Genomic DNA, 14,633 nt, shown 5'->3' with positions numbered 1-14,633 from the left:
TATTGACGCTGCTACACCTGTAGCAAGCTATCGTAACGACTTACTTGTAAAGTATAACGAGAAATTACCTCAGGATTTTGATGAACTTCTTCTTTTGGCTAAAAAAGGACGCGTAATTTTTCCGATTATCGCTATAGATAGCCTAATGAATTTCTTCATGCTTTGTGCAACCCTCGGCGAAAATCCATTTAGCAACAAAGAAGAAATAATAAGCAAAAAAATTGGCGTGGAGGCTCTTAATTTATTAAAGGAACTTGCAGTTAGTGTGGATAAAAGATGTTTCGATTGGAATCCTATAAAAATTTATGAAGTGTTATCTGGCACTAATGATTTTATTTATTGTCCATTTGCATACGGCTACAGCAATTATGCAAGAGAAGGGTTCGCCTCAAATAAAATCAAATTTGTAGATTTGGTTAACCTGAAAACTGAAAAACTAAGATCGACCATCGGTGGAACGGGCATTGCCATTTCTGCTAACTGTAGGAACGTGGAAGCAGCCGTCCAATACGCCCAATATATCGCTTCGTCTAGCACTCAAAAGCATTTGTTTTTTGAAACTGGTGGCCAACCCGCACATTTAGCAGCCTGGAAAGATGCGTATTGTAATGAAATTACCGACAATTTTTTTACCGCTACCCTACCCACGTTGGAAAGATCCTATTTGAGGCCACGTTATAATGGTTATATCTATTTTCAGGACAGGGCAGGTGATATCATCAGAAGCTATTTAATAAAAGGAGGCAGTGTAAATATCGTCTTAGAAGAATTAAATAATATATACCATAAATCACAAATATGAAGCCGTTAGAGAATCTAATTGTTTTAGAGTTTTGTCAATATATGTCCGGACCATCGGCAGGGCTGCGTCTTGCTGATTTAGGCGCGCGCGTTATCAAAATAGAAAGGCCAGACGGCGGAGACAATGGACGACAGTTAGCCGTTAAAGATTTATTTATAGAAGGAAATAGTATACTTTTTCATACGATCAACAGAAATAAAGAGTCCTACGTTGCGGATTTAAAAAATGTGGTTGATTTAGAAAAAGTAAAAATACTTATTAGTAAAGCCGATGTTTTAATACACAATTTTAGACCAAAAGTGATGGAGAAGCTCGGCCTAGGGTTCGAGGAAATTCAGGAATTAAATGACAAATTAATTTATGCACAAATAAGTGGCTACGGAAAAAAAGGGCCCTGGAAAAAGAAACCCGGGCAGGATCTTTTATTGCAATCGATTTCAGGATTAACTTGGTTATCCGGCGACAGAACAGCACCGCCAATCCCCTTTGGTTTGTCAATTGCAGACTATATGTGTGGCACTCATTTAACACAGGGAATACTCGCTGCACTTATTAAAAGAAACAAAACAAAAACCGGATCATTAGTTGAAGTAAACTTGCTTTCCAGCCTAATTGATTTTCAATTTGAAGTAATAACTACCTTCTTAAATGATGGAGGGAAACTGCCTGAAAGAGCAGCTAAAGGCAATGCTCATGCCTATTTAAGCGCACCCTATGGCATTTATAAGACGCTTGATGGATATTTGGTGGTAGCCATGGAAAATCTTGAATATCTGGGGAAGAATATTGACTTAATTGAGATAAAAAATTTTGTGAAAGAAAATTTTTCTCAAAGAGATATCGTAATGGAGATGCTGCAGTCACATTTTCAACAAAAACCCACAAAACATTGGCTACTCCTATTGGAATCCGCAAAAATATGGTGTGCAGGCGTCTTAAATTATCAACAATTTTTAAATCACAATGGATTTAAGGTATTAAATATGACTCAAGAAATTGAATTATCTAATAATAAAAAAATAACGACTACTAGATGCCCCATTAGGATAGACGGGGAGAGATATTTCTCGAAAAAGCCCGGGCCTCTTTTAGGAGAAAATAATATAGCAATCAACCAAGAAATGATTCTTTAATTTTGCCAACAACAGATTTATGTACAAGCCATTAGAAGATATCTTAATTATCGATTTTAGCCAGTTTCTTTCCGGTCCTTCAGCGAGTCTAAGGCTCGCTGATTTAGGGGCACGCGTTATAAAAATTGAGAAGCCTTTAACTGGAGACATTTCAAGACATATGTACATTTCCAATGTGGAAATGAATGGCGCATCGTCGGTATTTCATGCTATTAACAGAAACAAAGAAAGTTTTACAGCAGACTTAAAATCAGAGATAGACAAAAACGCTTTAAAAGAACTTATAAAGCGAGCAGATATTGTTATGCACAATTTCAGGCCTGGGGTAATGGAGAGATTAGGCTTTGACTACCCATCGGTAAAAGCGATTAAAGATGATATTATCTACGGGGAGATAAGTGGCTATGGAACAGAAGGTCCATGGAAATTCAAACCCGGCCAAGATCTTCTATTGCAGGCTCTTTCCGGTATTTGTTGGCTAAGCGGAAATGAAGATATGGCCCCCGTACCCATGGGTATTTCATTGGTAGACATAGCTGCTGGTGCTCATCTGGCACAAGGGCTCTTAGCTTGTTTATACCGCAAGGGAATTAATGGCGAGGGGGGATTGGTGCAGGTAAGTATGTTAGAGTCAGCCTGCGACCTACAGTTTGAATCCCTAACAACATTTTTTAATGATGGCAATGAATTACCAAAGCGAACAAAAACAAGTAATGCCAATGCATATTTGGGTGCACCTTACGGCATCTACAAAACAAGAGACGGCTACCTCTCATTAGCGATGGGCTCAATACCCATACTTGCCGGGTTAATTAATTGCCCTTCTTTGTCAAAATACAAATCACCTGCAAGTTGGTATAAGCACAGAGAGGAAATAAAAGAAATTTTAGAAGAGTTTATAATGGGAAAAACCACTGAACATTGGCTAGCTATTTTGGAGCCGGCTGATATTTGGTGCGCCGAAGTCTTGACTTGGGATAAATTGATGGAACATGAAGGGTTTAAAAAATTGAATATGGTTCAAAAAGTTGAGATGAAAGATGGTTATAACTTTTTAACTACAAGTTGTCCCATTATATTTGATAACGAAACTTTATTGTCATCAAAAGGTACCCCGAAGCTCGGCGAAGATAATGAAGCTATTGCACAGGCATTTTTAAAACAGTCTTTCATCAATGAGCCCCAGTAATAAAATTTTGAGAATTGCAGTCAGAAGATTTGCACCTTTTGAGTATGCTTTAGAAAAAATATGGCATTCTTTTGCAATGCAAACTGGTTGTAATCTTGACCTTGAATTTTGTTCAATGGACTTACCTGAATTGCATCAAACTCTATTTGAAGAAAATGGATTAACAAATGGAAAATGGGACATTGTCCAAATAAGTTCAGATTGGATATTGGAAGGAATCAACGCAAAAACTATTGAAAACCTATCTCCCTTTATCCTGGCGAAAGAGGAAAAAAACTATTTGGAAAACTGGCCTACCTCTCTCTTAAGAAGTCAAACTTTTGAAAGCAATATTTACGGGATCCCTTTCCACGATGGTCCTGAATGTTTAATCTACCGAAAAGACTTATTTGAAAGTGAAGAAAATAAAGCAACATTCAGGGAGCGGTTTGGCAAAGAATTGACCTTACCTCAAAATTGGGAAAGCTATTTCCAGATTGCAAATTTTTTTAGCGATCTAGAAAGTAATTTATATGGCACTGCTTTGGCCGCTTTTCCCGATGGACATAACGTAGTGTATGATTTTTGTATTCAAATTTGGTCAAGAGGTGGCGATTTTATAAAAGCCGACAATTCAATTAATATAAATATCCCACAAACTATTGAAGGGCTCACGTATTACAGAAACCTTATTCAGTCGAAAAATATAATCCATCCAGAAAGCAAAAATTTCGATTCAGTAAAATTGGGTCAGGCATTTGCTAAAGGTGAAGTCGCTATGACCATTAATTGGTTTGGATTTGCAGCCTATGCACAACTGGAAGGAGCCCCTAATATAAAGAACAATATTGGTGTATACCAAATCCCCACAGATGGTAAGACAAAAAGTATTTCACCCAACTCGTACTGGATGTATTCCATTGCTAAGGGGTGTCAAAATAAAAGTATTGCCTATGATTTTATCTCTTTTGCAACCAATCTATTTAATGATTGTTTATTAACTTTAGAAGGTGGTATTGGTTGCAGGTATTCTACTTACGAGAATAAAGAAATAAATCAGAAAATTTCTTTTTTTTATCAATTAGAAAAATTGCACGGCAATGCAGTAGAATTACCCAATATACCTACCTGGCCGCGGGTTGCGCATCAAATCGATAATTTGATGCAACAGGTAATTAATACACATATACCTATAGAGAAATTAGTTGAAGAAGCACAAAGTCTTATTGTAAAAAATATTTAGGAGCATGCAAATAATCGACCAGGCACTTATGCCAAAAACGAAAATTCCCGTCATTATAATAGGCGCTAGCAGTATTGTAAAAGATGCACAATTACCCGCTTACAAGAAAGGTGGTTTTGAAGTATTTGGCATTTTAAACAGAACGAGATCCAAAGCAGAAGAGCTCGCGGAAGAATTCGAAATACCCCGCGTCTTTAATAATTTAAAAGAAGCTATTGCGGCAGCACCTGAAAAAGTAATTTATGACATCGCCATAATGCCGCAACAATATATAGATATTTTAAATGAACTGCCGGATGAATCAATCGTCTTAATTCAAAAGCCCATGGGCGAAAATCTGGAAGAGGCGAAGCTTATTTTACAAACCTGCAAAGAGAAAAAACATATTGCAGCCATCAATTTTCAATTACGGCATGCACCCTTTATTATTGCTGCTAGAGAATTAATTAAAGGTGGCTTAATAGGCGAAATTTACGATTTTGAGGTTAGGCTTACTACTTTTACGCCATGGGGAATCTTCCCCATAATTGCATTGAATAAAAGATTAGAAATTCTTTATCATAGCATCCATTACATGGATTTAATTCGTTCATTCCTCGGCAACCCAAACACTGTTGTAAGTAAGACATTTGGGCATCCCCTCAAATCATACTCATCTACCAGAACAACTACCGTATTTGATTATGGAGAAAACACCAGAGCTGTCATCAATACCAATCACGACCATCATTTTGGTGCAAAGAATCAAGAAAGTTTTATAAAGATTGAAGGCACAAAGGGAGCGATTAAAATTAAAATGGGTTTGTTATTAGACTACCCACTCGGGGCTGCGGATAAATTTGAGTATTGTTTATTGGAGGAAAATAAAGAACCAAAATGGGTGGAATATAAAATAGAGGGCAGTTGGTTTCCAGAGGCATTTACCAATATAATGGCTGGATTGATGCGTTTTGCCGAAGGTAGTGATGTCACTTTACCGACTCGTGTGGAAGATGTTATTCACACAATGGAAGTAGTAGAAAGCGCTTATTTATCCAATGAAATAGACGGACAATTATTAAAAGCATAATAGTAAAAACATAATGGAATGCACATAAAAAGTGAATTTTTCGAAGATTATATTTTAGGGGATTTTAGAGAAAGTTTAGGTAGAACTATCACTGAAACAGATTTTGTATTACACGCCGGACAAACAGGCGATTTTTTCCCACACCATATGGACGCTGAATGGTGCAAAACACAACCATTTAAGCAACGCATCGCACACGGAACACTTATTTTTAGTATTGCCATTGGCCAAACAGCAAGTCAAATTAATCCCGAAGCTTTTTCAAAAGGATACGATAGGCTTCGCTTCATAAAGCCAGTTTTTATTGGCGATACCATTCATACAAAAATAATTATATCCGAGAAATCAGAAGACAAAAAAGAAGGTTATGGAAAAGTAGTGGAACATGTGGAAGTCTTTAATCAACGCAATGAAATAATAATGGTCTGCGACCATATTCTATTGGCAAAAAAGAAACAATAATCTTATATCCTTTATAGCTTTATTTATGTCCCTGGTTAAACCCGTAAAGCGTTATTATTTTAACAACTTTCAATAAACCATCTATACATAAAAGCATTCCGATAAATTCTTACAAATGATAGGACCCAACCCCATTGAAGGCATTGGATTTCACGCGGTGGGAGCAGCTTCCGCCTCTACTTGTTATCTCCCATTCCATAAAACTAAGAAATGGTCCTGGGTAGCTTATTGGTTAATTCAATCATTATTTGCCTGGATATTAGCTCCGTTAGTTATAGCTATTATTACTGTGCCTGATTTTTTTGAAGTTATCAAACAATCATCAAACAGCATTCTTTGGCTTACCTTTTTATTGGGAGGAATGTATGGCTTTGGCGGAATGTCATTTGGATTTGCTACCCGGTATATTGGTTATTCGCTTACCTATGCCATTTCTATTGGACTTTCGGCCGTTTTGGGGACGGTGTTACCATTAATAATTAAAGGAACTTTAATCAGTTACTTTCAGCAAAGTGGCGGTGGCATTATTTTATTTGGGATGGTCATCGCGCTTGTTGGTGTCGGGCTTTGCGGAATGGCTGGCTTTAAAAAAGAAAAAGAAATTTCGGCTGACAACCAAGGAAAATTCAGTATGAAAAAAGGGTTTATGCTAGCTACCGTTGCCGGTATTCTATCGGGCGTATTTAATATCGCACTGGAAATTGGGCAACCTGTTGCTGACTTAGCCGCAAAAAAGGGAGCAGGGATTTATGAAGATAATGCGAAACTTATCATTGCTACTGCCGGTTGTTTTGTTGTAAATGCTATCTGGTTTACTTGTTTAGGTATCAAACAAAAAAACCTTGTAGAGCTTACCCCTAAAAGTAATATTCCCAAATCTACCTTATTTAAAAACTTCTTATGGGCCGCATTCGGCGGTATTCTTTGGTGTATGCAGTTCTTCTTTTATGGCCTGGGACATGTAAAAATGGGCAGATTCCAATTTGCAAGTTGGGTTATACATATGTCTATGCTTATATTTTTCAGCTTCCTTGTTGGTCTGGCCATGAAAGAATGGAGAAATGTTTCTAAGAAAACTTACGCAACGTTAATCATCGCTTTAATTGTTTTAGGCACATCCTTCTTCATTCTCTCTTATGGCAGTATGCAATAATCAGTTTCCTCTAAAAGGCATCCAGACTGTCATATCATCCTTGCCTCTATTCGCCCAAGAAAAATAAGGAACCATTCTTATGGAAATGGGTGTCGATTTCTTTTCAGAAACCGAATGATATAATGCATTGCTCCAATTTTGTCGGGGCAATAGCGTAGCATTTGTTTTTAGGGAAAGTATAGGCGTGTTATTCATTTGAATCATATCTTTTTTCCATTGTTCATTTTTATCAATGGCAACGTTCAAAATATTGTCGCCAAGCGGCAAATCCACAGACTCTAAACAATAAACAATAGGCCCACGCTTGATAGCCACTTGGTTTCTAGTGTTTTCTACCAACGGATTTGACTGCATTAATTTCACAGGCATCGGTAGCGATAATTCTATTTTATCCTTTGCCTGCCAGACCCGATTAATTTTTACATAAGAGCCTGAATGAATAGGCTCGTTATAATTTTTTCCATTTATTTTAATGGAAGCACTTTCGCACCATTGGGGGATTCTTAGACAAACGCAATAAGCGCGCTTTGGCACTTTCTTTAATACAATGGCAATATTTCCATCCCAAGGATAGTTGGTTGTTTCCGAAAGCTCCAGAGTAGTGCCGTCTTTTAATTTTGTTGAAAGCTGATTCCCGCCATAAAGATTAAAATAAATTCCATCCTCACATAAACTGTACAGATAATCATTGACTTCAGCAATGGTGCGGACGACGTTGGGTGGGCAACAGAAAGACAACCCAATATATGGATCTCGAATTTTGGATGTCCATCTTAAATGGAAGGGCACCAACTTATTAAACGCGAGCGGATTTGAATACAGGAAACTCTTTCCATTTAGACTAATACCTGACAAAACACTGTTATACAAAGCAAGCTCCATTACATCAGCATATTTTTCATTTCCTGTAATTTGCAACATCCTCCAATTCCATAGAACATTGCCAATATTAGCGCAAGTTTCGTCATGCGCAGTAAAATTAGGCAATTGATAATCTCTTCCATATGCCTGGTGCACCTGCTGAATACTCGCCTGATCATAAGTGGTCCCGTCTGGTGAGACGCCGTCATATAAAGCACCACACCCCCCGGTTATATACATTTTTCTATATACCACATCTTTCCATATTTTCATTAAAGGATTCAACAATGTCTTATCACCTGTCTCCATATACAAGTCAGCAGCACCAGCATATAAATAATTGGCGCGCACGGCATGCCCCATTGCCCTGGTTTGCTGACGAAATGGAATCCTATCCTGATTCTGATCTGCGCCATTTTTTACGGAGTCTCTTAAGTTTAAAAGCCGCTCTGCCAAAGCCAAATATTTAGGATCTCTTGTAGTTCGATATAATTCCACAAGCCCCATGTAATGGGAAGGGCAAATGGCCGTACGTGCTAATCCTGATGGAATTATTTTGTAATAGTTAGATAAGAAATCAGCTGCTTTTTCGGCAGCATTCAACAAGGACTTTTTCCCGGTTGCTCTATAATAAACGCAAGCTGCAGTCATTAAATGCCCCATATTATAATCTTCGAAGCTAAGATTCGTTTGAAGTTCTTTTTGAGAAATATCATTATTTTTCTCGGCAATTAATACAGGCGTGTGAATATATCCATCTTTTCTTTGCGCTTTTACAATTACATTAATAACATAAGTCATCAAACTGTCTAATCGTTTGCTTTTTGTAACCGAATAAATCGCAGCCACACTTTCCAGCCATTTGTAGAAGTCGCCATCCATAAAAGGCGCACCATAATGATTTCCACTTGCCAGTCCTGCTGCTATTTGAAAATTTCTAAAAGCATGATGCAGCGTATCTGGATTATCTAATAGTTGCCACATATTCAAAATCATAGAGTCTTTACAAACCTGGAATCGGTCGGCCCAGAAGCCATTGGTCCATTTAACGTCCCCCATTGGAACACTATGCAATTTCGCATAAGGGCTGACACTCGTATTTGTGATTCCGGCAGCCTGCGCCACAACTTTATTACAAAAGAACGATACAAAAACGACAAAACACGTGACAGTGAATAATCTAATAATTTTCATGTGATTCTTACTTTTTTAAATTTACAATTCTTTTTACCTAGACAGTTCAATTACGCCGTGCCCTATCAAACCTGCTGGTAAAAGCAATTTCCCAGCTAAATAATAAGGAGCGGTCGTCCAGGTTTCTTTGTCTTTCTTTGGCAATTCATGATCTCTTATTAACCTGTTTGCCCAAGTATTTGTGACGTCAATTTCAACGGTATTTTTACCAGATCTTATCGCTTTAGATATATTTACCTTGTAAGGATAGGTCCAAATAGTTCCACAATCAATGCCATTAATTTTGACGGTGGCAATGTTATCCACTTCATCGAACGAAAGCCAAATATTATTGTCGTTAGCATTTTTTTCATTGTAATCAAAGGATTTAAAATAACGTGCGGTACCGGAATAATAGCGAACCGCATCCATTTTGCTCTCGCTCCAACTGGTCAATCTATCAAATTTTATCGGCATTTTTAGGTTACTATTTTGACGTGCAAAAGCAACCGTCCAATCATTGCTTAAATCCTTTATCCGGGTGTATTCAAGCCAGTTTTTATGAATACTTTTAGAAAGACCTTTATTTCCTTTTTTTAAGATAATAAATACCGAAGCATTCGGCGCTAATTTTATTGGAATAACCGTAGAAATACCGTCATCCTGCCACTCACTGAGCTGCTGAGTCCTATCTGAAACTGCATCATAGAGTTCGGGAATCTCACCTGAAACACGTAACGAGACATTCACAATTCTTGCGCTATCTTTTTGATTGGAAATAAAATAAATATCTTTTACCCCATCTACTCTCCGATGATTCCAAGCAATACCAGAAGCAAAAGAAGCATCTTGATTTCTAAATGTTGCATCCCTATACAGTCCAATAGAATCAAAATCAGATAGCCTATAGGGAGCAAATAAAACCCTTCCTTTTCCTATTTTTTTCATGAATGATTTTTTATCATTTTTATAGATTTCGTTTATGATATTTTTCAGCCTGAGGTCATTACTTGAATAGTTTAATAAACCCGGCGTTTGCTCGGGCATTTCATCCAATAAAACAGTTGCACCACCGCTTATTAATTGTAAAAGCTTTTCTGCTATTGGCAAAGACATCCGCTCGTCCGGCTGCATCTTTGAGAGTCGCGGCAAAATCAATAAAGAATAGGATCCGCCGGTCGACAAAACAATATTCCCATTTTTTACAGAAGCCAGATTTAATAAAGCATCTTCATTAAATGTGTCATAATGATAACCATTCAATGCATTTACCCAGTTAGCGGGATTAAAGGTATTTTTTTCAGACTTTACACCGTCTGGAATATTCTGCGTTGGATTACCTTTATTCGCCAGTCTTTTTTGCTCTGTTTCTATACGATTTAGACCAAATATTCCTGGTATAGTCGATACTAGTCTATCTGGCAAAACGGCTCTTCTCGGCATTTCAAAGCCATTAAAAACAGCAATATCCGTGACTGGATGACCTTGTTGTAATAAGTTCTGACAACGTGTGGTGTAATTTACCCAGGCCTTCGCCTGATTCCACCAAGTTTGATCACGTTGAAAAAATAAACCAACTCCACCTAGCGTCATACCCGGTTTTATATTTAACCAGGGATTTTCAGTAAACACATGAAATACCAAACGATTTATACCCAGCGCGTAATTTCTATCTTGCAAAGTTTTTACCATCCCCGGATATTCATTCCACTCATTTCTGAGTTCTGTAAAGGCTTCGGACTGGATAATATTTTTCCCATAAATATGTCCACCGGAAATGGCATCTAACACATCATTGGGCTTGTCATGTGTTGGGCTGTGCAACCAATATTCACCCATAGGAATATCTACTTTTCCATAATGTTGCATGGCATCACCAAGCATAATAGGCGCAATACTTTCAGAACTAAATACACAATTATTTTGGTGCGCCAATTTCGCCAGCGTACCAAAGAAATTATCGTTTAATAAATCTGAAATAGTGGTCCGGACATCGTATAAAAATCTTTCAGACAGGTCGGCACTTCCCACAGGAAACCCCGCCATTACAGGTAGATAAGGTGTGGGATCGTAGCCCCTTCTGCGTTTGAACTCCCGAATAAAATCAGGAGTCCAGTTTTGACTTCCACATTCCCAACTATCTTCATGAAATATTTTAATGACCTTTCGGGATGTCTGCTTCCCCATTTTATCATAAATCCTTTTAAACCAATTGTCAAATTGGAATGTAACAGCTTTTGAACTTAATTTATTGCATTCGAGTCCTAAAGCACCGCCCCCTGTAGCGTTCGTTTGTCCTGTAGAAGTATGCCCCATGCGCAAAATAGTCCAATCGCCTTTAGGAACATTCCAAGCTAATCTCCCATTTTTAAAATAGGAAGAAATATTAATGATCTTGTTCAACAAAATACATTTACTATTGGGGATCTCTGCTGAAGTAGTTCTATTGGCTATTCTCCAAATGGAGCCATTCTTCCCCTCTATTTGATTTATACGTGCGGCCCCAAATAATTGTAGCCTTCTAATCTTTAATCTTGGCGACCACTTTGCATCATCTAAATCCTCTGCACCAGGCTCTGAATTTTCTGGGTTATAATAAAAGCGATAATATTTTGCTGTAACCGGTTTTATCGTATAGGTAATTTCGGCAACATAATCTTGCCAACCGCTACGAGATGGTTTTAAGCGACCAATGGAATGAAAATGTACTCCATCATCACTCACCTTAATCAACCATCTTTTAGCTTGATGATTAACACTCGAAATATCTATTATTATTGAATTACAGGGAAATGGCTTCTCAAATGCGTATTGAATCCAACAGTCCACTTTACTAGAAAACGTTTTTGTATTCTTTGGGTCTATTAAATAATCGGCGTTTTCTCCAGCAATGCTGGTCGACACCTTTGGTTTTATTGTATTGGTAGAAATTGCTTCATTATGTGGCGTAGGAAAAGCATACAGCGCAATGTCCTTATAATAATGCGCAATTGTTTGGGGTTGGGCAAGTGTATCATCAAACTTTCTTCCGCCTTTAATATTTGTTTCTGACCAAACAACTTTTTGCATGGATAGATTTGGCGTAATCCATGGACCGCCAGCCGTCGCAAAACCATCGCTTGCAGCAAACGCTAATTTAAAATCAATGCTATCTGCAATTTTTGTCGCATATTCTACATCATGCCACCAAAGGGGGCTTAATTGTTCCGCTACAGGTTGTATCAACAAAGAATCTGGTTTTCCAAAAATAGGCATCAGGTAAGCACCTTCCATACCTTGCTTTTTCATCGCTAATAAATCGGCCTTTATTCCCTCTTCGGAAACGCTTGCCTTCATCCAATACCAGAAAACCCAAGGTTTGGAATTATTAAAACCATTTACACTGTTTTGTGCAAAAACATTGCTTTGTAACATCAGTAAAAAGGCAAAAACAAAGCTATATTTTTTAACTTTTTTCTCTATCATTTTCTTTTCTTATTGCTAAATATCCAATCCCAAAATTGTTGCGAAGGTTGCTTTTTTCACGAATGGTCAACGAAGTAGGCCAGAAAATCGATCCGGGGTAAACCAACACGCTCCACCATTTTGAAAAATTCTCGGTTATTTTAAGAATAACAGGCCCACACTTATCAAAAAGATCCAGTCCTTTGAGGTCTATACCATAAATAAAATTCAATTTCCCGGTATCGATTGCATAAAATTTACTTTTTTTCGCCACCTCGAATGCTTAAATTTGTTTACTGCATAATTAAAAAAATCTTAAAAAAAGAGTTCAATAATAGAATACAAAGATTGGTTATAAAAATCTTGAACATAAATGAAACCCCAATTCCATAAGATCCCGTTATTAACGCATAACTCATACATCGTTCGACAAGATAATACACCGCAGTTGGGCTCATCTTTTCATTATCACCCCGAAATGGAGTTGGTCTACATTATCAAGGGCTGTGGTACTAGATATATTGGTAATAATATAAGTTCATTTTCTGAAGGTGAAATAATATTACTGGGCGAAAATTTACCACATTCCTGGCGATACAAAGAGATGACTGTAAAAGGAGAATCCTTCTTTAACGCAGAATCACTAGTTATACACTTTCGTCCTGACTGCCTGGGGAAAGATCTATTGAGCTTGCCTGAGGCGTACTTGCTGCCTCGACTTTTTGAAAAAGCTAAAGCAGGTTTATTATTATCAGGAAAAACAAGAGAGAAAGTTGCAAAACTTATGCGTGCCGTACCTAAAAGTTCCAATCTCGAACGCATCATATTGCTGCTTTCAATCCTTAAAATCATCGCTGAATGTTCTGAGCTTACCAGCATTTCTTCTCAGCCAGAATCGCTCCAGAATAAAAATGAATATGACAAAGAACGATTAAATGAGATATGTACTTATACATTATCTAATTATAAAAAAGAAATTTCCTTAGAAGAGATCTCTTCTATCAGTCACCTAAGTGTTACTTCATTTTGCAGGTATTTCAAATCAATGACCAAAAAAACTTATTACAACTTTCTCAATGAAATTCGCGTAGGTCAAGCCTGCAAACTCTTAATTGAAGACCGTTTTCCTACCAATATTATTTGTTACGAATGTGGCTTCAACAATATTTCCAATTTCTATAGGCACTTCAAAAAGATTACAGGCATTACACCTTATGAATATAAGAAAAAATACCTGAGTTGCTAACCTATTTGAGATGCCAGCTAAGCCAACTTCAGTTGTCATTTAACCGCCTCCAACCACGCTTGTGCCATTAATCCTGCACCCGCCAAGCTAGGGTGCACACCATCAATAGTCCAATAAGCGCCCGGCGCTTGTTTTAAAGCTTTATCATAGATACTTTGATAGGGAATAAATGTTGCGTCAAATTTTTGCGCAATTTCTTTTGCAACTGCCTGATAATCTTTAAAAACAGGATACCATTTTGCATCAACTGATTTTACGCCTGGAATAGCATACGGCTCACCCAAAATTAAGCGAACATCAGGTAATTGTTTTTTTGTTCTTTCTAACAAATTAATATAATCGTCATGATAGGTCTTTACCGTTCCTTTATATCCGTTAACTAATGTATGCCAGAAGTCATTTACGCCTACCAAAATACTTAATACATCTGGCTTTAACGCTATACAATCGTTATCCCATCTGTCGGCTAACTGATAAACTTTATTGCCGCTGACGCCTCTGTTGTAAATTTTCAAATTATCCTCAGGATATTTTAATAGTAATTCTGCACCTGCATTAAACACATATCCTTGACCTAGAGCTGCTGGCGAATTAGCCGCTAAGTCAGATTTTTTTCTATGAAAATCTGTAATAGAATCACCTTGAAAGAGAATAATATCAGTTTTATTCAAACTAACTCTTTTGGGTTTTGTTTCGGCAAAGGCGGCGGAAACAATATCGGGAAGACAGATAGCGGCGACACTTCCTAGCGTTACATTTCTAAGGAAGCTTCTTCTGGTTTTTTGATTTAAATTTTGCATTCTATTTTTTTAATGATTAGAAATATTTTTATTTAGTACGTATTTTCACAGAGTCAGAAGACAGCCCATCAGCTGAAAC

At 37.4% G+C, this 14,633-nt stretch carries 12 protein-coding genes; 8 read left to right on the top strand and 4 right to left on the bottom strand.

Translation table 11 applies throughout. The features are described from left to right. The 7 genes from ACQR30_RS03545 to ACQR30_RS03515 form a co-directional block, all read left to right on the top strand. Positions 1–802, top strand: an 802-nt coding sequence (locus tag ACQR30_RS03545) for an extracellular solute-binding protein (RefSeq protein ID WP_429731345.1), incomplete at its 5' end; no start/stop codon positions are given. Then, a complete protein-coding gene (locus ACQR30_RS03540) occupies positions 799–1,935 on the top strand; it encodes a CaiB/BaiF CoA transferase family protein (protein WP_429731342.1) in 1,137 nt (378 codons plus the stop codon). The genes ACQR30_RS03545 and ACQR30_RS03540, both read left to right, overlap by 4 nt. Positions 1,936–1,954: 19 nt before the next feature. Continuing rightward, positions 1,955–3,124, top strand: a complete 1,170-nt coding sequence (locus ACQR30_RS03535; RefSeq protein ID WP_429731340.1) for a CaiB/BaiF CoA transferase family protein — start codon at positions 1,955–1,957, stop codon at positions 3,122–3,124. Further along, a complete protein-coding gene (locus ACQR30_RS03530) occupies positions 3,111–4,346 on the top strand; it encodes an extracellular solute-binding protein (RefSeq protein ID WP_429731337.1) in 1,236 nt (411 codons plus the stop codon). Before ACQR30_RS03535 ends, ACQR30_RS03530 begins: the two co-directional genes overlap by 14 nt. 4 nt (positions 4,347–4,350) lie before the next feature. Then, positions 4,351–5,415 (top strand): Gfo/Idh/MocA family protein, encoded by a 1,065-nt coding sequence (locus ACQR30_RS03525; RefSeq protein ID WP_429731334.1) that lies wholly within the window; start codon positions 4,351–4,353, stop codon positions 5,413–5,415. A gap of 18 nt (positions 5,416–5,433) precedes the next feature. Continuing rightward, positions 5,434–5,877 (top strand): MaoC family dehydratase, encoded by a 444-nt coding sequence (locus ACQR30_RS03520; RefSeq protein WP_429731331.1) that lies wholly within the window; start codon positions 5,434–5,436, stop codon positions 5,875–5,877. A gap of 115 nt (positions 5,878–5,992) precedes the next feature. Then, positions 5,993–7,030: an L-rhamnose/proton symporter RhaT gene (locus ACQR30_RS03515; protein WP_429731328.1), complete on the top strand. Its 1,038-nt coding sequence runs from the start codon at positions 5,993–5,995 to the stop codon at positions 7,028–7,030. On the opposite strand, the gene ACQR30_RS03510 is transcribed toward ACQR30_RS03515, so the two are convergent. From ACQR30_RS03510 to ACQR30_RS03500, 3 genes are read right to left on the bottom strand one after another with little or no spacing between them, the layout of a single operon-like run. Next, positions 7,031–9,085 carry an aceric acid hydrolase gene (locus ACQR30_RS03510; RefSeq protein WP_429731325.1) on the bottom strand — a complete coding sequence of 685 codons (2,055 nt, stop codon included), beginning with the start codon at positions 9,083–9,085 and terminating at the stop codon, positions 7,031–7,033. A gap of 33 nt (positions 9,086–9,118) precedes the next feature. After that, positions 9,119–12,529 (bottom strand): glycosyl hydrolase, encoded by a 3,411-nt coding sequence (locus tag ACQR30_RS03505; RefSeq protein ID WP_429731322.1) that lies wholly within the window; start codon positions 12,527–12,529, stop codon positions 9,119–9,121. Beyond that, positions 12,510–12,782, bottom strand: a complete 273-nt coding sequence (locus tag ACQR30_RS03500; protein WP_429731319.1) for a hypothetical protein — start codon at positions 12,780–12,782, stop codon at positions 12,510–12,512. Before ACQR30_RS03500 ends, ACQR30_RS03505 begins: the two co-directional genes overlap by 20 nt. Positions 12,783–12,881: 99 nt before the next feature. Between ACQR30_RS03500 and ACQR30_RS03495 the strand changes: the two genes are divergently transcribed. Next, positions 12,882–13,754: an AraC family transcriptional regulator gene (locus ACQR30_RS03495; RefSeq protein WP_429731317.1), complete on the top strand. Its 873-nt coding sequence runs from the start codon at positions 12,882–12,884 to the stop codon at positions 13,752–13,754. A gap of 35 nt (positions 13,755–13,789) precedes the next feature. On the opposite strand, the gene ACQR30_RS03490 is transcribed toward ACQR30_RS03495, so the two are convergent. Continuing rightward, the gene (locus ACQR30_RS03490) at positions 13,790–14,554 is read right to left on the bottom strand and encodes an SGNH/GDSL hydrolase family protein (RefSeq protein ID WP_429731314.1); all 765 of its coding nucleotides are present in this window, start codon (positions 14,552–14,554) and stop codon (positions 13,790–13,792) included. Positions 14,555–14,633 lie beyond the last annotated feature (79 nt).

It is taken from the genome of Arachidicoccus sp. (genome assembly GCF_050436765.1).
Classification (GTDB): Bacteria; Bacteroidota; Bacteroidia; order Chitinophagales; family Chitinophagaceae; genus Arachidicoccus.
This window is presented reverse-complemented; position numbering and strand designations above follow the sequence as displayed.

Coding starts and splice junctions, on each gene's coding strand:
- ACQR30_RS03540 (WP_429731342.1), top strand. CDS start 799: ATGAAGCCGTTAGAGAATCTAATTGTTTTAGAGTTTTGTCAATATATG.
- ACQR30_RS03535 (WP_429731340.1), top strand. CDS start 1,955: ATGTACAAGCCATTAGAAGATATCTTAATTATCGATTTTAGCCAGTTT.
- ACQR30_RS03530 (WP_429731337.1), top strand. CDS start 3,111: ATGAGCCCCAGTAATAAAATTTTGAGAATTGCAGTCAGAAGATTTGCA.
- ACQR30_RS03525 (WP_429731334.1), top strand. CDS start 4,351: ATGCAAATAATCGACCAGGCACTTATGCCAAAAACGAAAATTCCCGTC.
- ACQR30_RS03520 (WP_429731331.1), top strand. CDS start 5,434: ATGCACATAAAAAGTGAATTTTTCGAAGATTATATTTTAGGGGATTTT.
- ACQR30_RS03515 (WP_429731328.1), top strand. CDS start 5,993: ATGATAGGACCCAACCCCATTGAAGGCATTGGATTTCACGCGGTGGGA.
- ACQR30_RS03510 (WP_429731325.1), bottom strand. CDS start 9,085: ATGAAAATTATTAGATTATTCACTGTCACGTGTTTTGTCGTTTTTGTA.
- ACQR30_RS03505 (WP_429731322.1), bottom strand. CDS start 12,529: ATGATAGAGAAAAAAGTTAAAAAATATAGCTTTGTTTTTGCCTTTTTA.
- ACQR30_RS03495 (WP_429731317.1), top strand. CDS start 12,882: ATGAAACCCCAATTCCATAAGATCCCGTTATTAACGCATAACTCATAC.
- ACQR30_RS03490 (WP_429731314.1), bottom strand. CDS start 14,554: ATGCAAAATTTAAATCAAAAAACCAGAAGAAGCTTCCTTAGAAATGTA.